Annotated in this window: 20 protein-coding genes; 10 read left to right on the top strand and 10 right to left on the bottom strand. The window is 33.2% G+C overall.

The genetic code is table 11. From position 1 onward, the window contains the following. Positions 1-126: 126 nt before the first annotated feature. From acs to ACTU6T_RS13190, 4 genes are read right to left on the bottom strand one after another with little or no spacing between them, the layout of a single operon-like run. Positions 127-2034: an acetate--CoA ligase gene (acs, locus tag ACTU6T_RS13205; RefSeq protein ID WP_460218664.1), complete on the bottom strand. Its 1908-nt coding sequence runs from the start codon at positions 2032-2034 to the stop codon at positions 127-129. A 5-nt stretch (positions 2035-2039) separates the two neighbouring features. Beyond that, a complete protein-coding gene (locus ACTU6T_RS13200; RefSeq protein WP_460220771.1) occupies positions 2040-3740 on the bottom strand; it encodes a sodium:solute symporter family protein in 1701 nt (566 codons plus the stop codon). A gap of 19 nt (positions 3741-3759) precedes the next feature. Continuing rightward, positions 3760-4041, bottom strand: coding sequence for a DUF4212 domain-containing protein (locus ACTU6T_RS13195; RefSeq protein WP_460218663.1), 282 nt, complete (start codon positions 4039-4041; stop codon positions 3760-3762). Further along, complete coding sequence (locus ACTU6T_RS13190; protein WP_460218662.1) at positions 4028-5407, bottom strand: alanine/glycine:cation symporter family protein; 1380 nt, start codon at positions 5405-5407, stop codon at positions 4028-4030. The genes ACTU6T_RS13195 and ACTU6T_RS13190 overlap by 14 nt, the downstream gene beginning before the upstream one ends. A gap of 89 nt (positions 5408-5496) precedes the next feature. Here ACTU6T_RS13190 and ACTU6T_RS13185 point away from each other — a divergent pair, with 89 nt between their 5' ends. Further along, the gene (locus tag ACTU6T_RS13185; RefSeq protein ID WP_460218661.1) at positions 5497-6606 is read left to right on the top strand and encodes a heparan-alpha-glucosaminide N-acetyltransferase domain-containing protein; all 1110 of its coding nucleotides are present in this window, start codon (positions 5497-5499) and stop codon (positions 6604-6606) included. Between the two features lie 129 nt (positions 6607-6735). Here the strand turns inward: ACTU6T_RS13185 and ACTU6T_RS13180 are convergent, their stop codons facing one another. Continuing rightward, on the bottom strand, positions 6736-7242 hold the full coding sequence (locus tag ACTU6T_RS13180) for a hypothetical protein (protein WP_460218660.1): 507 nt from the start codon (positions 7240-7242) through the stop codon (positions 6736-6738). Between the two features lie 17 nt (positions 7243-7259). After that, positions 7260-7799, bottom strand: a complete 540-nt coding sequence (locus ACTU6T_RS13175) for a cupin domain-containing protein (protein WP_460218659.1) — start codon at positions 7797-7799, stop codon at positions 7260-7262. A gap of 259 nt (positions 7800-8058) precedes the next feature. Between ACTU6T_RS13175 and ACTU6T_RS13170 the strand changes: the two genes are divergently transcribed. Next, positions 8059-10893 carry an ATP-binding protein gene (locus ACTU6T_RS13170; protein ID WP_460218658.1) on the top strand — a complete coding sequence of 945 codons (2835 nt, stop codon included), beginning with the start codon at positions 8059-8061 and terminating at the stop codon, positions 10891-10893. A gap of 50 nt (positions 10894-10943) precedes the next feature. Continuing rightward, the gene (locus ACTU6T_RS13165) at positions 10944-11633 is read left to right on the top strand and encodes a DUF5025 domain-containing protein (RefSeq protein WP_460218657.1); all 690 of its coding nucleotides are present in this window, start codon (positions 10944-10946) and stop codon (positions 11631-11633) included. 62 nt (positions 11634-11695) lie between these two features. On the opposite strand, the gene ACTU6T_RS13160 is transcribed toward ACTU6T_RS13165, so the two are convergent. Both ACTU6T_RS13160 and ACTU6T_RS13155 read right to left on the bottom strand, forming a co-directional pair. Then, on the bottom strand, positions 11696-12652 hold the full coding sequence (locus tag ACTU6T_RS13160) for a phosphoribosylaminoimidazolesuccinocarboxamide synthase (RefSeq protein ID WP_460218656.1): 957 nt from the start codon (positions 12650-12652) through the stop codon (positions 11696-11698). Between the two features lie 54 nt (positions 12653-12706). Next, complete coding sequence (locus ACTU6T_RS13155; protein WP_460218655.1) at positions 12707-13660, bottom strand: PhoH family protein; 954 nt, start codon at positions 13658-13660, stop codon at positions 12707-12709. A 200-nt stretch (positions 13661-13860) separates the two neighbouring features. Here ACTU6T_RS13155 and ACTU6T_RS13150 point away from each other — a divergent pair, with 200 nt between their 5' ends. From ACTU6T_RS13150 to dnaN, 7 genes are all read left to right on the top strand, one after another. Continuing rightward, entirely contained in the window at positions 13861-14697 is an 837-nt protein-coding gene (locus ACTU6T_RS13150; protein ID WP_460218654.1) for an SAM hydrolase/SAM-dependent halogenase family protein, read from the top strand. Positions 14698-14700: 3 nt separating this feature from the next. Continuing rightward, complete coding sequence (locus ACTU6T_RS13145) at positions 14701-14997, top strand: putative quinol monooxygenase (RefSeq protein WP_460218653.1); 297 nt, start codon at positions 14701-14703, stop codon at positions 14995-14997. Positions 14998-15004: 7 nt separating this feature from the next. After that, positions 15005-15418 carry a hypothetical protein gene (locus ACTU6T_RS13140; RefSeq protein ID WP_460218652.1) on the top strand — a complete coding sequence of 138 codons (414 nt, stop codon included), beginning with the start codon at positions 15005-15007 and terminating at the stop codon, positions 15416-15418. After that, positions 15418-16146, top strand: a complete 729-nt coding sequence (gene gldF / locus ACTU6T_RS13135; RefSeq protein WP_460218651.1) for a gliding motility-associated ABC transporter permease subunit GldF — start codon at positions 15418-15420, stop codon at positions 16144-16146. The genes ACTU6T_RS13140 and gldF overlap by 1 nt, the downstream gene beginning before the upstream one ends. Continuing rightward, positions 16143-16637 carry a hypothetical protein gene (locus tag ACTU6T_RS13130; protein WP_460218650.1) on the top strand — a complete coding sequence of 165 codons (495 nt, stop codon included), beginning with the start codon at positions 16143-16145 and terminating at the stop codon, positions 16635-16637. The genes gldF and ACTU6T_RS13130 overlap by 4 nt, the downstream gene beginning before the upstream one ends. Then, the gene (gene gldG / locus ACTU6T_RS13125) at positions 16624-18294 is read left to right on the top strand and encodes a gliding motility-associated ABC transporter substrate-binding protein GldG (protein WP_460218649.1); all 1671 of its coding nucleotides are present in this window, start codon (positions 16624-16626) and stop codon (positions 18292-18294) included. The genes ACTU6T_RS13130 and gldG overlap by 14 nt, the downstream gene beginning before the upstream one ends. Before the next feature lie 141 nt (positions 18295-18435). Then, entirely contained in the window at positions 18436-19554 is a 1119-nt protein-coding gene (dnaN, locus tag ACTU6T_RS13120; RefSeq protein ID WP_460218648.1) for a DNA polymerase III subunit beta, read from the top strand. A 77-nt stretch (positions 19555-19631) separates the two neighbouring features. Here the strand turns inward: dnaN and ACTU6T_RS13115 are convergent, their stop codons facing one another. Together ACTU6T_RS13115 and ACTU6T_RS13110 are read right to left on the bottom strand one after the other, a co-directional pair. Beyond that, entirely contained in the window at positions 19632-19967 is a 336-nt protein-coding gene (locus ACTU6T_RS13115; RefSeq protein WP_460218647.1) for a DUF4870 domain-containing protein, read from the bottom strand. 92 nt (positions 19968-20059) lie between these two features. Beyond that, on the bottom strand, positions 20060-20644 hold the full coding sequence (locus tag ACTU6T_RS13110; RefSeq protein ID WP_460218646.1) for a methyltransferase domain-containing protein: 585 nt from the start codon (positions 20642-20644) through the stop codon (positions 20060-20062).

The following is a 20644-nucleotide window of genomic DNA, read 5'->3' as shown; positions in this document are numbered from 1 at the left end:
TAATACTATATATTAATTAAATAGGGAGAAATTGGGTTTGAACAAACCTAGATAAAGATAGTGAATTTATTTTAAACAACACATTTAGAGTTATTTACACCAAAATAACTTATAAATAAAATCGAATTACAAGGAGTTATCTATAATATCCTTTACAACTTCTGGATTTAACAAGGTACTTATATCTCCTAAGTTACTCGCTTCGTTATGGGCAATTTTCCGAAGTATTCGCCTCATGATTTTACCGCTTCTCGTTTTTGGAAGTCCGTTTGTAAACTGAATTTTATCCAATTTAGCAATTGGTCCAATTTGCTCGGTAATAATCTGATTGATTTCTCGTCTTACATTGTCATGATTACGTCCTTCTCCTGAATCTTTAAGTGTGACATAACCATAAAGTGCATTTCCTTTAATATCATGTGGAAACCCAACAATTGCACTTTCTGCAACTGCAGGGTGTTCGTTAATCGCATCTTCAATAGGAGCTGTTCCTAGATTATGACCAGAAACAATAATGACATCATCAACACGACCTGTAATTCTATAATAGCCGACCTCGTCTCTTAATGCACCATCTCCTGTAAAGTACTTGTTCTCAAATGCCGAAAAATAGGTGTCTTTATAACGTTTGTGATTACCCCAAATAGTTCTAGCCATACTTGGCCATGGATATTTTATGCATAATCTTCCATCCACTTGATTTCCTTTAACCTCATTCCCTTTTTCATCCATTAAAGCTGGTTGAATTCCTGGAAACGGTAAAGTTGCATATGTTGGTTTTGTTGGTGTAGCAAACGGAATTGGTGTAATCATAATACCACCTGTTTCAGTTTGCCACCAAGTATCAACAATAGGTGCCTTTTTCTTTCCAACATTATCATCATACCAATGCCAAGCTTCTTCATTTATTGGTTCTCCAACGGTTCCCAAAACTTTTATAGAACTCAAATCGTGCCTTTCTAAATGATCAATTCCTTCTTTTGCTAATGCTCTAATTGCAGTAGGTGCAGTATAAAACTGTGTCACCTTATGCTTCTCAACAATATCCCAGAAGCGCCCAAAATCAGGATAACTTGGCACACCTTCAAACATTAAAGTTGTCGCTCCATTAGCTAATGGCCCATATACAATATAGCTATGACCAGTAATCCATCCAATATCTGCAGTACACCAATACACATCATCTTCGGTGTATTGAAATACATTTTTAAAGGTATAAGCACTATAAATCATATAGCCCGCTGTAGAGTGAACCATTCCTTTTGGCTGTCCAGTAGATCCAGAAGTATATAAAATAAATAATGGATCTTCAGCATCCATAACTTCAGGAGAAAAATCAGTGTAAGCCTCATCCAAAAGAGGTTGTAACCATTCATCACGTCCGTCTTTCATTTTTATTTCTGAATGAATTCGTTTTACAACTAATACATTGTCCACACAAGGGCAATTTTCTAAAGCATCATCAACAATTCCTTTGAGGTCAATTGTTTTAGCACCACGATAAGACCCATCACTAGTTATGACCATTTTACAGTCGGAATCATTTATTCTGGTAGCTAAAGCGTTTGCTGAAAAACCAGCAAATACAACGGAATGAATAGCACCAATTCTAGCACATGCCAATACAGAAATAGCCAGTTCAGGAATCATAGGAAGATAAATACAAACTCTATCACCTTTGTTAATGCCTTTATCTTTTAATACATTAGCAAACCTACAGACACGTTCATGTAATTGTTTATAAGAAATATGTTCAGCTGCTTCATCCGGACTGTTAGGCTCAAATAAAATTGCTGTTTTATCTCCTCTAGTATAAAGGTGTCTATCAATGCAATTTTCGGTAATATTAAGTTTAGCACCTTCAAACCATTTCACTTCAGGCTTAGTAAAATCCCAGCTAAGAACATTAGTCCATTTTTTACGCCACATAAAATGTTCTTCGGCAATTTCCTCCCAAAACAATTCTGGATTACGTACTGATTTTCTGTAGACCTGAAAATACTCTTCTAAGTGTTTTATATGATAATTACTCATAAATTTTAATGATTTATAGCATCTCCTGCTCCTAATGGTATTCTAATATCTTCAACAATAGTTTGCACGTCTTGAGGAGGTGCTTTTGTAAAGTTCATAACAATTATTGACACTATAAAATTAATTAACATGGCGATACTACCAAAACCTTCAGGGGAAATTCCAAACCACCATTCACTTTTATCTGGCAATACTTCATCAAACCACCCCAATTTATATTTCATCATGTACAGCAACATTACTATAATACCAACTACCATTCCAGCTACGGCACCTTCTTTATTCATTCGTTTATAAAAAATACCCAAGATTATAGCAGGAAAAAAGGAAGCTGCTGCTAACCCAAAAGCTAAAGCTACTACTGCAGCAACAAATCCTGGTGGATTTATTCCGAAATATCCAGCCACACATACTGCAGCAACTGCAGACAAACGAGCAGCTGTCAACTCTCCTTTCTCTGAGATTTTTGGATTGATTACTTTTTTAATTAAATCGTGAGATACCGATGACGAGATCACTAATAATAATCCAGCTGCTGTAGATAATGCTGCAGCTAATCCACCAGCAGCGACTAAAGCAATTACCCAATTTGGTAGTTTTGCAATCTCAGGATTTGCGAGTACCATTATGTCTCTATCAACCACCAATTCATTTTTATTTGCATCTGCTACATATTGAATTTTACCATCCTTATTTTTATCTGTATAGGTGATTAATCCCGTCGTTTCCCATTTTTTAAACCATTCTGGCACATCAGCATAAGATTGATTAGAAACAGTCTCGATCATATTCGTTCTTGCAAATACAGAAACGGCTGGTGCAGTACTATATAAAATCACAATAAGCAATAAAGCAATTCCGGCTGATTTCCGTGCATCTTTCACCTTTTTTACTGTAAAAAACCTAACAATTACATGAGGTAATCCAGCAGTACCAACCATTAAGGCTAAGGTAATTGCAAAGACATCAATTGTAGATTTAGTGCCTTCTGTATATTCTGAAAAACCAAGTTCAGTGCTTAAACCGTCAAGTTTATCTAGTAAATACATTCCAGAACCGTCGTTTAACTCACCTCCAAAACCCAATTGTGGTATCGGATTACCAGTCATTTGAATTGAAATAAAAATAGCTGGTACCATAAAAGCGAATATAAGTACACAATACTGAGCTACCTGCGTATATGTAATACCCTTCATTCCACCAAGCACAGCATAAAATAAGACAATGAGCATTCCTATTATAACACCAGTATTGATATCAACTTCCAAAAATCTTGAAAATACTATCCCAACCCCTCGCATTTGTCCTGCCACATAGGTAAACGAGACTAGTAAAGCACAAAGAACAGCAACGATACGTGCCGAATTAGAATAATAGCGATCACCTATAAAATCGGGTACAGTAAATTTCCCAAACTTTCTAAGATAAGGGGCTAATAGTAATGCTAGCAACACATAACCGCCTGTCCAACCCATCAAATATACTGCACCATCATATCCTGCAAAAGAAATAATTCCGGCCATAGAAATAAATGATGCTGCGCTCATCCAATCTGCGGCAGTAGCCATTCCGTTAGCTAAAGGTGATACGCCACCTCCAGCAACATAAAACTCTTTGGTTGAACCTGCTCTTGACCAAATAGCAATTCCTATGTATAAAGCGAAGGTAATTCCAACAAGAATGTACGTCCAGTTCTGAACATCCATAGCTAAAAACACTAATAATTTATTCATCAAAGCCATACTTTTTATCAAGTTTATTCATAAGTCTTACATAAACAAAAATTAGTATCACAAATACATACATAGCTCCTTGCTGAGCAAACCAAAAACCTAGTTTAAATCCGCCTAATCTAAATTCATTAAGCTCGTCTTTAAATACAATTCCAGCACCATAGGATACTATAGCCCATATTATTAATAAGATGCAAACGTACTTGATATTTTCTTTCCAGTAGGCTCTAGCATTAGCCTGTTTTTTTATAGTACTTTTCTTATTTTGATTCATTATCCTTTAAATTTTTAATATATCGATTTAACTCTTTTACCACTTTAGGAGCCAATAAAATAGTAGCTAACATGGTAGGTATAGCCATAAAAGCAAATATACCATCAATGAAATTAATCATGGTACTAAATGGTGTTGTTGCTGCCAAAATAATACTTAAAACATACAAGTAATTATAATAATGTTTCTTATCAGCACCTATGAGAAACGACATACATTTTGTTCCGTAATATGCATAAGAAAACAGTGATGAAATACTAAAGATAAAGACACATAGCATTAGTAAATATTGTCCATAAGGAATGGCATCTTGAAAGGCAGAAGCAGTTAAACTTACTCCATTATTTGATGTAGTTTCCCAAACTCCTGTAACCAAAATAGCCATAGCTGTGAGTGTACAAACAATTAAAGTATCAATTACAGGTCCAAGCATTGCCACTAGTCCCTCACGGACAGGTTCATCTGTTCTCGCAGCTCCATGAGCCATAGGTGCAGTTCCAATTCCAGCCTCATTAGAGAATGCACCTCGTTTAACACCTAATAACACTAAGGCACCAAGCATACCTCCAAAGACAGCATCTTTTTTAATATAATTGGCTTCAAAAGCATCTGTAAATATCATCATAAAATACTTTGGAACTTCAGTATAATTCAACCCCAGAATAATTAACACTAACATAAAATACAGTAACACCATAGTAGGTACCATTTTAGACGCTATTGCACTAATTCGTTTAAGTCCGCCAAGAATAACAATTGTAGTGATAATAACTAAAACTGCAGCAATAATTAAATTAGTATTAAAACTAACTTCAACACCATTTGGAATTAAAATAATGTCATTTATAGCTTGTTTTAATTGATTGACATTAACAACAGGCAAGGCTCCTAACATGCCAAAAACAGAAAACAATACTGCTAAAAAGGTCCAGTTCTTCCCTAACCCTTCCCTTATAAAATACATTGGCCCACCTTGCAATTTACCACGACTATCTTTTCCTCGATACATAATGGCTAAAGTCGAAGTAAAAAACTTAGTACTCATGCCAACAATGGCCGAGACCCACATCCAAAACATAGCTCCAGGACCTCCTGTTGAGATAGCTAAAGCTACACCTGCAATATTACCCATTCCAATCGTTGAAGACAATGCCGTAGTTAGGGCTTTAAAATGACTAATATCACCTGGATCATTAGGATCATCATATTTACCTCTTAAAATTTGAATAGCATGACGGAAAAAGCGAAATGGAAGAAACCGAGATATAACCAGCAAATATAATCCCCCACCAATTAGTAATACCAATAGTGGAATTCCCCAAGCCAAAGAGGAAAATTTTTCGGAAATCACATTAAGTTGGTCCATTGACATTTGCTAATTTGCCTTCTAAGATATTACTTTCAATTTATGCAGCCTGAAAAATTAAAAGTATATTTATGGGAAATCACTAATATTTGAAAACCAACCGCCTTTTTTTCATTGATGCAGTGCGCGCTTTTGCCATCTTAATGATGCTGCAAGGACATTTTATAGACACCTTGCTTAATCCAATATATCGTGACACATCAAATCTTGCCTATCAAATATGGCACTACTTTAGAGGTATCACAGCTCCAACATTTTTTAGTATATCTGGGCTTGTATTTTTATTTCTATTACTAAGAGCTAGAGATAAAGGCGAAGACTATTATAGAGTGAAAAAAGGAATCTATAGAGGCTTATTACTTATTGGTATTGGTTATTTATTAAGAATAGATTTTTTTGGATGGTTTCGAGGAGAATTTAACAGCTATTTTTTTGTCATTGATGTTCTACAATGCATTGGTGTATCTATTATCCTTTTAATAGGTTGTTATGTTTTACTTCGGAAACATCTAAAACTATTATCTGCAATGTTACTTTTTTTAGGGTGTCTTTGTTTTTTAAGCGAACCCATGTATCGTTCATTAGAGTTAAATCATATTCCGAAGATATTTGCAAATTACATGACTAAAAGTAATGGTTCTGTATTTACTATTTTACCTTGGTTTGGATATACTGCTTTTGGAGGTTTTCTGGCTACAGTATTTTTTTCTCATGCACATAGAAACCGCTTTCGATTCATCACAATTATTTCATTTTTTGTTTTTGGACTCTTACTCATTGATTGTTCGGGATGGATTTTAATGAAACTATACTATTGGTTTGATATACAAATTTTTAAGGAAGTTGCCTATTACAACTATCTTTTTCCTCGCTTCGGAAACGTGCTATTATTATTTGGTGTTTTTTATGCTGCTGAGCCCTATTTAAAAGGATCTCTTATTGGTAAAATCGGACAAAAGACCTTATCCATTTATGTGATACATTTTGTAATTATCTTTGGAAGTTTTACAGGGCTTGGACTAAAACATTTTTACTTAAAAGCTTTAAATCCAACTCAAGCCATATTAGGAGCTTTAATATTTATTGTGATTGTTTGTCTCATTTCGTTCTATTATGTGAAGACCAATGCTTTTATTTATAATTGTGTTCGAATGATTGTACGAACCATTAAAAACAAAAAAAACACCCATGAAAATTAATGTTATCATGTTGTAGCTCTCACATAATAATTTTATGATAATAAAAACAGAAAGCCGTTCCCTACAAACGGCTTTCTGTTTCAACACAACATCATTAGGCCGATATTATGTCTTTGACTAACTTAAGTTTTAATCGCCAATAGCTGGGTTAAAAGGTGCAAAAATGCCATCTGGATTTTCCAAAACTGTCCATACATGCAATTGCCACTGTCCAACCATTTCATTAAAATGCCATACATCTTGATCGCCTGTAAAACCTTCTGGCGGATTTCCAGGATTGTCAGGATTGTCAGGTATAATAGAATATTCGACAGCTACCATTTGCATAACACCATTACTATCTGGAACATATAAAATGATCTCGGGTTTATTAATTTCAAAAACACCATCTGCTAAGGCAGGATTTAAATAATGATGTCCCATATTGGGTACATAACCAGACACATCAATTCTCCCTTCATCTGTAGCTTGGTTAAAATCTACATATTGTGATGTTAAACTTTTCATCTCGTTGACCTCAATTTCCCATGTTTCTAATTGCGGTGCATTATTATCATCATCACTACTACAAGCAACTAAAACACTAAAACCAATACATAGCATTAAGATTTTTAAATACTTTTTTCTGTAATTCATAATTTTAAATTTTATTGTTAAACAAATCGGATATTATATTTTTCACAAATCTTTGACACCATTCCAAAATCAGGTGGACCAACTGGTAATTCTGCCATTTCATAAAACATGTTTTCAAGTCCTGCTGGAAAAATACTTAGCATTACCTTAGCTTTCTCTTGACCAATTACTTTCCATGAATGAGGTATTCCTCTTGGACAAAAAATAATATCTCCAGCAGACAAGACCTTAACGTTATCACCAATACTCATTTCTAACTGACCCTTTAATACTTGAAACACTTCATCTTCATCTTCATGAACATGTTTTGGTATTTCCATCCCTGGATCATTATATTGTTCAATAAGTGTGTACTGACCTTTTGTATCTTTACCTTCAAGTTTAATAGTTTGATGATCACCCAAAACAATTTGTTTAAAGCCGTCAATGTTTCTGATAAGTTTTGGATCTTGAGGCTCATTATTATCTGATATCAAATCAGTTGATGCCACTATAGATGTAAAAGATAAAACTCCTAGTCCTGCAACTGATCCTTTTATAAAATCTTTACGTTTCATTAGTATTCTTTTTAATTTCAATTTTAAATTATTAATGATGTAAAGCTAGGATGAGAATCAATAATTAATTAATACAGAATTCTTAATTAATAACACATTTGTCTTATGGAAGAACAAATGCAACATTTCTGTTAAGCGATGCTATATATCTGTTAATTACTCAACAAGACTATTCGGATATTTGTTTCATTATTAATGATAATGAGCAAATTCATTTTTGTATCTTATCAGAGATTACTACCTTAATTAGAAAAACCAAATGGTTAAAAGCATCTTTTTATTAACTGTTTTTATCTCAACATTCTGTTTTAGTCAGGACAATTATACTTTGGATACGAAATATCCTGTTCATGATCTTATGACACATATTAAGATTATAGAAGATAGCATTGGGATATTATCTGCAGAACGTATTTTAAAAGATTCTACTCTAATATTAAAAGACAGGTCTCATTTTAAAAGATATCTCAAAACACATACGACATATTGGGGTAAAATTGATATTGTAACAGAGGCACCAACAAATGCATGGACATTACACTTCGAAGATAGATTTATTGGTCCCCCAGCTTGGGTTAAAAGTAATGGTAAAGTTGATGTCTATGCTTATGTTAATGACACATTAATTTTTCATAAAAAGTCAGGTGTTGAGTATCCTAAAAAAAATAGAGACATTAAAGCAAATTGGATATTAAATCAAGTAAGTCTAAATGAGCTTCCTTTAAATATTCCTGTAACTCTTATAATTAAAGTTAAAGGTAATCAGCTTGGCTATCCTGCTTTCTTCAATACTACAATAAGGAGTCCAGAACAACCTTTCTATCATCAAATATTTCAGTTTAATAACAGCTTTAACATTTTTATGTTTGGCGTAACCTTTATCATTCTATTGTACCATGTTTTACAATTCATCTATTTAAAAGAACGGGTCTTTTTATGGTTTTCAATTTGGTTGTTATTTTGCTCATTAACTCAAGCGATGACTATCGGCTTACTCATTGGGTCAATTACATCATTTAGATTTATATTATGGTCATTAATTGCCAATGGTATTTTTTATATGTTTTGGTTTTTTGGACGCTCATTTATAAGTTCTAAACACAAATACCCAGTTCTAGACAAGTTTATCTTAGGCCTTTCCTGTTTATTAATTGCTGAAATAGCATTGACTATAATCTATGTTTCCATATTTAATATACAACCGAAATTTTTAAGTGTAGGAGTGCATACTGTAGTCTTGGGTATCTACTCTGTTTGTAGCCTAATTTTATCAATTATTTTAGTTTTTAAAAAGGATATCCTCGCCAAATATTTTGGGTTTGGATCTATAATAGCATCAGTATGCTTAATCATTGGATCTTTATGGTCATTAGGTATAATCCGAATGACAAAACATTTTATAGATCCATATGCTACAGGAATGTTTTTGCAAATCGTAATTTATTCTTTTGGAATTGCTTACCGTAGACAGCAACTAGCATTAAAAACACAACGAGATCAATTAAAAGCGCAAGAAACATATGCCGAAATGCAACGGATAAAAGATCTTGATGATATCAAAACACGTTTTTTTGCTAATATAAGTCACGAATTCAGAACACCTTTATCCCTTATCTCAGGTCCAATTAATCGTGCACAAAATGAGCATTCGTTAAATAATGAAATCATTCTGAGTAGAAAAAATTATGAAATTATAAAAAACAATACTTCAAGATTGCACAATTTAGTAGATCAACTATTAGACTTATCAAAGATCGAAAGTGGTCAAGTTCATTTATCATTAAAACAAGGAGGCATTATACAATTTTTGCGATCTATCGTATTTTCATTTGAGAGTATGTCAGAACGAGAAAATATTAGCCTCAACACAAGTTTCCCAGAAGAATTAAATTCTGCGTTTTACGATAAAGACAAACTCGAAAAAATAGTGGTTAACATATTATCTAATGCTTTTAAATACACTTCTGAAAACGGCTCTGTTACAGTAACCACAGAGTATAACGACTCACATTTAGTATTAAAGATATCAGATACTGGAAAAGGTATTTCCAAAGAAGAATTGCCTCGGATTTTTGATAGATTTTATAGAGTTGAGGGTAGTGAAAAAAAAGGGTCTGGAATTGGTCTTGCGCTAACTAAAGAATTAGTAGATCTGCATAATGGTTCGATAAGTGTTACTAGTACCAAAAGTAAAGGAACTACATTTAAAGTTCGATTGCCTTTTACATTAACTAATTTACCAGAATCTATATCAATAGTTTCAAAATCAGAAACAACAACAGAAAGGAAAGCATCCTTAGTCACAAATCTTAACAACAACCCAATCATAACGCCATCAACAAAAAACAAAGAGTTCCCTATTGCCCTAATAGTTGAAGACAACAAGGATTTACAACACTATATATCTGAAGTAATTTCAGAACATTATAATGTTATAATTGCAATTGATGGGCTTCAAGGAGAACGTATGGCTTTTGAACATGTACCAGACATTATACTTAGTGATGTCATGATGCCAAAAAAGGATGGTTATGAACTTTGTCATATCCTAAAAACAAATTCTAAAACAAGTCATATACCTATAATTATGCTTACAGCTAAAGCTGGTCAAAACAATAAATTAGAAGGTCTCACTCAAGGTGCCGATGTATACATGACAAAACCTTTTGATGATAAAGAGCTTCTTTTACAGATGAAAAATCTCATAGATTCTAGAAAATATTTATGGGAACATTTTAAAGCATTAGACATGTTATTGGTAGATGAAATTGACGTCACTTCTATAGATGACAAATTCTTACAAGATGTATTTAAAACTATAAAGCATAATTTAGATAACGAGCATTTTGGTGTTGAGGACATAGCAAGACAAGTAGGGTTTAGTCGATCACAACTTCACAGAAAACTTAAAGCATTATCAGATAAGTCAGCAAATCAACTTATTACTGAAATACGATTAAATGAGGCACATAGACTACTAACCTTAAAAACAGGATCAGTGTCTGAAATAGCTTATGCTGTTGGATACACAAATTTATCATATTTTACAAAAAGTTTTAAAGTGCGATTTGGCGAGCTTCCAAGCAAAATTTAATTTTTCGCTTTTTTTTATATAAATTGCTCACTTAACCTAACAATTATTATATGAAATTATTTAAAAACTTAGCATTCGTATTAGTAGCATTAGTATCGTTCAATTGTAGCGATAGTGATAGTAGTGATGATGGCGATAATCAAGGGTTTGATGCTTCAGATTATGTGTATTTTATCTCTGGAAAAGTGGATGGTGTACCGTTCTTTTATGGTCAACTTGAAGCAGCTACGACTTTAGATTATAACTTAATTCACTCAGGAGCCTCAACAGTAGCATGTGCTTTTTCTGACACTGCAGGAATTAATTATTACTCTGGAGTTTATCCTAATTTTGATAATGACACAGAGCCGTACATGGGCATGGAATTTGTGCGATTTATGCTGTGCACTGAACTTAGCGATACCAATCAAGCAGAAGTATTTAATGACAGATTTCCAGTTGGCGATTATCAAGTTGCAACTAATAATGATGTCTATACTGGTACTACAGGTGCTATAGGTTTTGAGTATGCACCAAATGCATCTGAAGGTCCACTATACAATACAAATGGTGACCAAACTGGAAATAGTGTTACAATTACATCTACAACACCTTTTAATAGCTATATATTGGAAGTACAAGTTGGTACAGCACAATTTGTTGAAGGCACATTTTCTGCGACATTATATAACGAGTCTGACCCTACAGATACCGTACAAATAACTGAAGGTCAATTTAAACTTAGACCAAGTCTACAATAGTAGAATAGCTAAATAATATTATAAAAAAGGCTTAATTCTTTTATGGAATTAAGCCTTTTTAATTACTTATCTGAAAGATAGCTCAAAACATTAGCTTCTACCCTATTTTGGATATCAGAGACATCAGCTTTAATAAATGGTTCTCCCATGATATTTTCATAGAGCTCTATATAGCGTTCACTTACAGTTTCGATATAATCATCGCTCATTTCAGGAACTGTTTGCCCTTCTAGGCCTTGGAAATTATTAGAAATTAACCATTGCCTTACAAATTCTTTGGACAGTTGCTTTTGAGGTTCAGCATTATCCTGACGTTCTTGATACCCATCTGCATAAAAATAACGGGATGAGTCTGGTGTGTGAATTTCATCAATAAGAACAATCTTACCATCTTTAGTTTTCCCAAATTCATATTTGGTATCCACCAAAATCAAACCTCTAGAAGCTGCAATGTCTGTACCACGTTTAAAAAGTTTACGGGTATAATCTTCAAGTACCATATAATCCTCTTCTGAAACGATGCCTCGTTTTAAAATATCTTCTCTTGAAATATCTTCATCATGATCTCCCATTTCAGCTTTAGTAGCTGGTGTAATAATTGGCTCAGGGAATTGATCATTTTCTTTCAAGCCTTCTGGCATATCAACGCCACAAAGCAATCGACGTCCTGCTTTGTACTCACGTGCAGCATGACCTGACATATAGCCACGAATTACCATTTCTACTTTAAATGGTTCACATAGATGTCCAACTGCCACATTAGGATCTGGTGTCGCAGTTAACCAATTAGGCACCAGATCTTCAGTCGCTTTCATCATACTAGTCGCAATCTGATTTAAAATTTGTCCTTTGTAAGGGATTCCTTTAGGCATGACCACATCAAAAGCAGACAAGCGATCAGTAGCAATCATGATTAATTCATCATTATTAATATTATAGACTTCTCTTACTTTCCCTTTGTAAACACTTTTTTGATTTGGAAAGTTGAAATTAGATGCTATTATAGTTTTATTTGACATTTTGTTGTTTAAAATACACTTCGACTGCACTCAGTGTGATATCATAATTATTTACTAATCTCTATTTTCTATACTTTTATAAGCATCGATTACTTTTTTCACCAGCTTATGACGAATCACATCTTTATCATCGAGATAAATCATCCCAATACCATCAACATTTTTTAGCACAAGCAAGGCTTCTTTTAAACCAGAAATGGTACGACGTGGTAAATCGACCTGACCAGGATCACCCGTAAGTAAGAACTTTGCGTTTTTTCCCATTCGTGTGAGGAACATTTTCATTTGCGCATGAGTTGTATTCTGACCTTCATCTAAAATGACGAAAGCATTATCTAATGTTCGTCCACGCATAAATGCTAAAGGTGCAATTTGAATGGTCCCATTTTCAATAAAATGTGCCAATTTCTCAGCAGGGATCATATCACGAAGCGCATCATACAATGGCTGCATATAAGGGTCTAGCTTTTCTTTTAAATCCCCAGGAAGAAATCCTAGGTTTTCCCCTGCTTCTACTGCTGGGCGTGTTAAAATAATACGCTTAACCTCTTTGTTTTTTAAAGCTCTTACAGCTAATGCAACACCTGTATATGTTTTTCCTGTTCCAGCAGGACCAATAGCAAAGACCATATCATTTTTTCGCATACTCTCAACCAGTTTCCGTTGGTTAACCGTTTGCGCCTTAATGATTTTACCATTCACTCCATGAACAATAGCTTCGCCACTTTGCTCAGAAGTTTTATAATCATCACTACTTTGACTCGTAAGTACACGTTCAATAACATTTTCGTCAATCTTATTGTACTTTCCAAAATGTTCCATAAGCATGTTCATGCGTCGGTCAAATTCTTCTAGCAAATCTTCATCGCCATAAGCTTTGATACGATTTCCTCTAGCTACAATTTTAAGTTTTGGGAAGTATTCTTTTAGTATTTTGATATTGGCATTTTGAGCTCCAAAAAATTCTTTGGGAGTAATTTCTTCTAGTTCTAAAATAAGTTCGTTCAAAAGCGACTGGAATTATAAATTAATCTGTTTTGTTTTATTAGTTTTGTGATGAGACAAATTACTACTCATTCAAACCAAAAATAATTAAAACTATTTTATTCTTAAGTCATACTAAAGCTTAAAATATGATTAGTTTTTAACAGTTTTATTTTTAGTTTGATACGAGTTAAAATCATTTAAAAAATTCTATTGCTCAATACATGGCAATCATCACACTAACAACCGATTTTGGAGAGAAAGACCATTTTGCTGGAGCCATTAAAGGAGCAATTTATAGTGAGTTGCCTGAAGTAAGAATTGTTGATATCTCTCACTCGGTAGCACCATTTAATGTGCCTGAAGCTGCTTATATAATTCAGAATGCCTACAGTAGTTTTCCTAAGGGAACCATACATGTGATTGGGATTGATTCTGAACTTAACCCTGAAAACAAACATATCGCTGTTAAATTAGATGATCACTATTTTATTTGTGCCAATAACGGGATTATGAGTATGATTTGTTCCGAAATTGCGCCGCAAAAAATTGTAGAAATAAACATTCATGATCGTGTTGCTACTAGCTTTCCTGTGCTAGATGTATTTGTAAATGTTGCCTGTCATATTGCTCGAGGTGGTACCTTAGAAATTATTGGAAAAGTGATAGACAATATAAAACCCATAAAAAACTTGATTCCGTTTGTTAATGATGAAAAGAATCAAATTATTGGCAGTGTGATTTATATTGATAACTACGGAAATGTGATTACTAACATAAAACGTAAGTTTTTTGAAGGTGTTCAGAAAACTCGAGCTTATGAAATTTCGGCTAGAAGTTATAAGTTTAAAACTATATATGATAAATATAGTGATGCTATAAATTTTGAAATTCCAGAAGATAAGCGTTATGATGAAGGCAAAGGACTTGTTGTTTTTAACTCATCTGGCTATTTAGAAATTGCCGTTTATAAGAGTGATAATGCTACAGTTGGTAGTGCATCTTCTCTTATGGGGCTTAAAGTCATGGATACCGTTACTGTTAATTTTGCCAAACTCTAAACCATGTTTGTACGTATTGTAAAGCTAAGTTTTAATCCTTCAAAAATTGATGAATTCCTAAGTAATTTTGAAGCTAATAAATTAAAAATTAGAGCATTTGAAGGTTGTGAATTTTTAGAGCTTTATCGTGATAAAGACAATACAAATATCTTTTTTACGTATAGTTATTGGAAAACTGAAGCTGATTTAGAATCTTATAGACACTCCAATTTATTTAAAAGTGTTTGGGCAAAAACCAAACCTCTATTTAACAATAAGCCAGAAGCTTGGAGTGTAGATAAGTTGGCATCTCTTAATTAAATGTGTAATGCTAGGTAAAATCCATCTCTTTTTAGGCATATCCATCGTTATCATTTTTTTGTTGACAGGACAATACATGCATCATAAATATGATCATTTAAAAGATATGGAACTAATGAATCGTGCTTTATTTAGAGCAGGTCATTTATACATTTTACTCTTTGGTTTAATAAATGTTGCTATTGGTGCATATATCAAACCCCTGAAGCATAAACTACTCAGTAAGATTCAAAATTTTGGCTCTGTACCAATTATCATTTCCAGTGCATTGATTATTTATGCTTTTTTTACAGAACTACCAACAGAACATATCGAACGACCTCTAAGTCGTTTAAGTCTTTATATGGTATTTTTTGGTGTAACTATTCATGGTTTAATATCTTTGGTGAAACATAAACTCATAAATACTAAACAAAACTAATGCTTGCAATCTTAAAAAAAGAGATCAACACCTTTTTCGCATCACCTATTGGATATCTAGTGATTGCGGTATTTTTACTACTCAATGGCTTGTTTCTTTGGTTGTTTAAGGGGGATTTTAATATACTAGATAATGGTTTTGCCGATTTATCTAACTTCTTTTTGTTGTCACCTTGGATTCTCATCTTTTTGGTACCTGCTGTTACCATGCGTAGTTTTGCAGATGAAAAAAAACAAGGAACGTTAGAACTGTTACTCACAAAACCCATTAGCCATTTAAAGATTGTTTTTGGGAAATATTTAGGAGCACTTGTATTAATTAGTATTGCACTTATTCCAACATTACTTTATGTATATACGATTTCTAAGTTAGGTAATCCTGAAGGTAATTTAGATACTGGTAGTGTTATGGGGTCCTATTTTGGTTTATTATTTTTAGTTGCAGCCTATACTGCTATTGGCGTATTTGCATCTAGTCTTACCGATAACCAAATTGTAGCGTTTATAATTGCAGTATTTATTTGTTTCTTTTTCTATTTCGGATTTGAAGGCTTATCAAATTTCAACCTATTTGGTGATACCGTTTATATAGAAAAACTTGGTATGGAGTCACATTTTAAAAGTATGAGTCGCGGTGTATTAGATACTAGGGATATTGTCTACTTTTTAAGTATTTCAATCTTGTTTATTATTTTAACAACACTAAATATTAAACGTGCTAATCGATGATTATTACTATTCCATTAATTATTCTATTGTGTATCACATTTGTGCTCGTTTTCTTGTTTGTAAAAACTATAGATCGTCGAAAATGGTTAACTGTATTAGTGAGTCTTGCATTAACTCCATTAGTATACTTTTATGCAGTATACCCTATGATTAATATTTTTAGTAATTATCATCATCAAAAATATTTTTCTTCACAATTATGGAATGATAAACCTGCTTTACGCTATGAAATGGCTGATGACATGATGGCCTCAAACCTATTAATTGGCATGTCTAAAGCTGATGTAAAAACGCAATTAGGTAACTACGAATGGTTATCTTGGAATGATGAAAACAAATCCCATGATTCAAATAAATGGAATTATGCTTTAGGAATTGAGCCAGGAGCCTTTAATACAGAAAAAGAGTGTATAGAGCTCATTTTTAAAGATGATAAAGTAATAGAAGTTAAACCTTTTAAAGACGACGTGACATTTGATGTTGAAGACTAAAAAACATATTCTCACCATTGGTATTACCTTAGTAGTATTAATTGCTATTAACATTATATCAAGTAAGTTATATAAACGCTTTGATCTCACACAAGATCAGCGCTACACCTTATCAAATGCAGCTTTACAAACCATAGAAGATGTTGATTCGCCTTTAGTTATCGATGTTTTTTTAGAAGGGGATCTCCCATCAGAATTTAGACGTTTACGAGATGAAACGCAGCAACTTCTCGAGGAGTTTACCATTAATAATCATAATGTGAAATTTGATTTTATTAATGCACTGTCCGACGATAAAACTAGAGACCAAAGACTTCAAGATTTAGCAAGACGTGGTTTACAACCCTTCCAAATTAATATTAAGGAAAGTGGAAAATCAACTCAAGAGCTTATAATCCCATGGGCTTTAGCAAGCTACAATCAACAAACGGTTATTATTCCACTTATAAAAAACAAAATTGGAGCTACAGATCAAGAACTCGTTAATAGCTCAATTCAAAATTTAGAATATGCTTTCGCAGAAGGCTTTAAAAAGCTAGTACAACCAAAACAGAAAAAAATTGCGGTGTTGCGTGGTAACGGACAATTAACAGATATTTATGTGGCCAATTTACTCCGAAAACTTGGCGAGCATTATTTTCTAGCTCCTTTTACTTTAGATAGTGTTACTAGTAACCCGACACAAACATTAAAAGACATTAACTCCTATGACTTAATTATTTCTGCAAAACCTAGTGAGCCCTTTTCAGAAGAGGAAAAATATGTTTTAGACCAGTTTACTATGAATGGTGGCAAAAGCTTATGGCTTACAGAAAGCATTGTTATGGATAGAGATAGTTTACTTAATAATGCTGGTCAGGCTGTTGCTATTATGAAGGATTTAAATTTAAATGATTTCTTTTTCAAATATGGTGTGCGAATTAATCCTGTTATAGTAAATGACTTATACTCAGCTCCTATTCCGTTGGCAATAGGAGAAGGCAATAATACGCAATATCAACCTGTTCAATGGCCTTATTCCCCTTTAGCTGCGAGTAACCCAAACCATTCTATCACAACTAATTTGGATCCGGTTAAATTTGATTTTACAAGTCAGATAGACACCTTAAAAAATGGCATTGATAAGACGATATTATTACGCAGTTCTAAGCTCACAAAATTAGAGGGAGTGCCTCGTGAAATTAGTTTAGATGTTGTTACGCAAGAGCCTCAACCTGAAACCTATAAAGAACCTAACCAAACACTAGCCGTGTTACTTGAAGGCACATTTACTTCTGTGTACGACAAACGTGTTAAACCGTTTAAACTTTCTGAAGATAAAACACGAAGTATTCCTACAAAAATGATAGTAATTGCAGATGGTGATGTGATTAAAAATGAAGTGATTCGTAATCAACCTCAAGAGCTTGGTTTTGAGTTTTTGACCAAACGTAAATTTGGTAATAAAGAATTTCTAGAAAATGCAGTTAACTACTTATTAAATGATGACGGACTTATAAACATTCGTACCAAAGAAGTGAAGTTAGCATTTTTAGATCCTAATAAAATTGCAGATCAAAAATCAAAATGGCAAATTATTAATATTGCTGTTCCTCTTGTAATATTGGGGCTTTTTGGTTTCTTTTTTAATTATTTCCGTAGAAAACGATATACATAAACATACAACTCTACGCTATGTACAAGGCTAAGTATAGAACAGATTTTGTTAATAAGTTTGTTTTATAAAACAATCCCTTTAAGATATATTTGTAATGCACAAAACAAAGTGTTATAAAGTAAAAAACAATAAGACGAACGCATGAAATTTATAGTATCAAGTACTTATTTACTCAAACAATTACAAGTTTTAGGTGGTGTAATTAACAGTTCAAACACCTTACCCATTTTAGATAACTTTTTATTTGAATTGAAAGATTCAAAACTCACAGTTTCTGCAAGTGATTTAGAGACGACCATGTCTTCTACTTTAGATGTAGAAAGTGATAACGATGGTAGTATAGCCTTACCAGCACGCTTGTTACTTGATACTTTAAAGACCTTTCCAGAACAGCCATTAACATTTGTTGTAGAAGATAACAATACTGTAGAAATTAGTTCTAACCATGGTAAGTATGCCTTGGCTTATGCAAATGGTAATGAATTTCCTAAAGCTGTAGAACTAGATAACCCTAGTACGACAACTATATCTGGTGATATCTTAGCAACTGCTATTAGCAAAACTATTTTTGCTGCAGGAAATGACGATTTGCGTCCTGTAATGAGTGGAGTGTTCTTTCAGTTTTCGACTCAAGGTTTAACGTTTGTAGCTACAGATGCTCATAAATTAGTAAAATATACACGTGAAGACGTAAGAGCAGATCAAGTTGCAGAATTCATCATGCCAAAAAAACCCTTAAATCTTTTAAAAGGAATTTTAGCAGCAAACGATGAAACCGTAACTATAGAATATAATGATTCTAACGCCAAGTTTACTTTTGAAAATTCGGTATTAGTATGCCGTTTAATCGACGGAAAATACCCTAACTATGAAGCTGTAATTCCAAAAGAAAACCCTAATAAACTAACTATAGACAGGACTCAGTTTTTAAATTCTGTACGTCGTGTGAGTATATTCTCTAATAAAACGACGCATCAAATTCGTTTAAAAATTGCAGGTGCCGAATTAAATATCTCTGCAGAGGATATTGATTACTCTAACAAAGCTGAAGAACGTCTAACATGCGATTATCAAGGTGACGACATGCAAATAGGGTTTAACTCTCGTTTCTTAACTGAAATGTTAAATAACTTAAATGCCGATAACGTTCAATTGGAAATGAGTTTACCTAACAGAGCTGGAATTTTAACACCTATTGATGGTTTAGACGAAGGCGAGCATGTAACAATGCTGGTAATGCCAGTCATGCTGAATAGTTAGACTCAATGGTATTTAAATAAAACAAAAAACGCGCACTTTAAAAGTGCGCGTTTTTATTTACCTCTATATAAAAATAACTAACTAATAAAATTAAGAGATAAAGGATATCTTGGTGATTCTCCATGGCTTGCTCTTATGGCATTCATTATTGGAAATATAAACGATAATATACACAAAGCTATAAGTCCTAAAACACCAACAAAAACAAGTATTAATGGAATACAAATTAAGCTATATACTAACATACTTAATTGAAAATTAACAATATTCTTACCTTGTTCGTCCATTTGATACACATTCTCTTTTTGTGTTGCCCAAATGATTAACGGCACTATAAGTCCGCCAAATCCAGTAATAAATGTCAGTAACTGACTTAAGTGTGTTAAGACAATAAGTTGATTATCTTGTCTCATGATGATTATAATTTTTGATTGAACACCAATAGGACGCACACAATGTCAAAACGTTACAAGGTTTTATTTTTTTTAACGAAAAATGATAGTTTTTATTTTTTCAAAAGTCTAAAAAACAACTCATTACCTTGTCTATGTGATATTGAATTATAACAGGGTTCCATAATGTCGATATGAAATCTGTTTTCAAAAAGTGATATGTAAGTGGCCTTATTTCCTCCAAACGGTGGCTTGTCATTATGTAAGGGTTGATTAAACAGTAAACCAACGAGTGCACCAGAATTAGATAAGAGATGATACATATGCTCTACATATTTAATCCTGAGCTTAGGATCTAACGCGCAGAAAAATGTTTGTTCGAGAATTAGATCAAAACACATATCTAAATCAAAAAAGTTGGCATGTACTAATTGAGACTTAGGAAACTTTGGGGCTCTAGACTGAAGATTATTTAAAGCTGTTTTGGAGACATCGACGACGTAAACATTTTTAAACCCTTTATTATGAAGATATTCAGCTTCATAAGAATTACCACCACCAGGAATTAAAATTCGAATATTCTTATCAACGATTTGATCAACATAAGTCTTGATTGGAGGAGAAATTTCTCCTAAATCCCAGCGTGTATCATTAGTTTTATAACGGTTATCCCAAAAACTCTCATTAAGTGTTTCCAT

The organism is Psychroserpens citreus (genome assembly GCF_055686305.1).
The sequence above is the reverse complement of the archived record's forward strand: the minus strand, read 5'-3'. Positions and strand labels throughout refer to the sequence as shown.

Excerpts from the sequence above, each read along its gene's own strand:
- acs (WP_460218664.1), bottom strand. The coding sequence starts at position 2,034 with ATGAGTAATTATCATATAAAACACTTAGAAGAGTATTTTCAGGTCTAC.
- ACTU6T_RS13200 (WP_460220771.1), bottom strand. The coding sequence starts at position 3,740 with ATGGATGTTCAGAACTGGACGTACATTCTTGTTGGAATTACCTTCGCT.
- ACTU6T_RS13195 (WP_460218663.1), bottom strand. The coding sequence starts at position 4,041 with ATGAATCAAAATAAGAAAAGTACTATAAAAAAACAGGCTAATGCTAGA.
- ACTU6T_RS13190 (WP_460218662.1), bottom strand. The coding sequence starts at position 5,407 with ATGGACCAACTTAATGTGATTTCCGAAAAATTTTCCTCTTTGGCTTGG.
- ACTU6T_RS13180 (WP_460218660.1), bottom strand. The coding sequence starts at position 7,242 with ATGAATTACAGAAAAAAGTATTTAAAAATCTTAATGCTATGTATTGGT.
- ACTU6T_RS13175 (WP_460218659.1), bottom strand. The coding sequence starts at position 7,799 with ATGAAACGTAAAGATTTTATAAAAGGATCAGTTGCAGGACTAGGAGTT.
- ACTU6T_RS13170 (WP_460218658.1), top strand. The coding sequence starts at position 8,059 with ATGGTTAAAAGCATCTTTTTATTAACTGTTTTTATCTCAACATTCTGT.
- ACTU6T_RS13165 (WP_460218657.1), top strand. The coding sequence starts at position 10,944 with ATGAAATTATTTAAAAACTTAGCATTCGTATTAGTAGCATTAGTATCG.
- ACTU6T_RS13160 (WP_460218656.1), bottom strand. The coding sequence starts at position 12,652 with ATGTCAAATAAAACTATAATAGCATCTAATTTCAACTTTCCAAATCAA.
- ACTU6T_RS13150 (WP_460218654.1), top strand. The coding sequence starts at position 13,861 with ATGGCAATCATCACACTAACAACCGATTTTGGAGAGAAAGACCATTTT.
- ACTU6T_RS13145 (WP_460218653.1), top strand. The coding sequence starts at position 14,701 with ATGTTTGTACGTATTGTAAAGCTAAGTTTTAATCCTTCAAAAATTGAT.
- ACTU6T_RS13140 (WP_460218652.1), top strand. The coding sequence starts at position 15,005 with ATGCTAGGTAAAATCCATCTCTTTTTAGGCATATCCATCGTTATCATT.
- gldF (WP_460218651.1), top strand. The coding sequence starts at position 15,418 with ATGCTTGCAATCTTAAAAAAAGAGATCAACACCTTTTTCGCATCACCT.
- ACTU6T_RS13130 (WP_460218650.1), top strand. The coding sequence starts at position 16,143 with ATGATTATTACTATTCCATTAATTATTCTATTGTGTATCACATTTGTG.
- gldG (WP_460218649.1), top strand. The coding sequence starts at position 16,624 with ATGTTGAAGACTAAAAAACATATTCTCACCATTGGTATTACCTTAGTA.
- dnaN (WP_460218648.1), top strand. The coding sequence starts at position 18,436 with ATGAAATTTATAGTATCAAGTACTTATTTACTCAAACAATTACAAGTT.
- ACTU6T_RS13115 (WP_460218647.1), bottom strand. The coding sequence starts at position 19,967 with ATGAGACAAGATAATCAACTTATTGTCTTAACACACTTAAGTCAGTTA.
- ACTU6T_RS13110 (WP_460218646.1), bottom strand. The coding sequence starts at position 20,644 with ATGGAAACACTTAATGAGAGTTTTTGGGATAACCGTTATAAAACTAAT.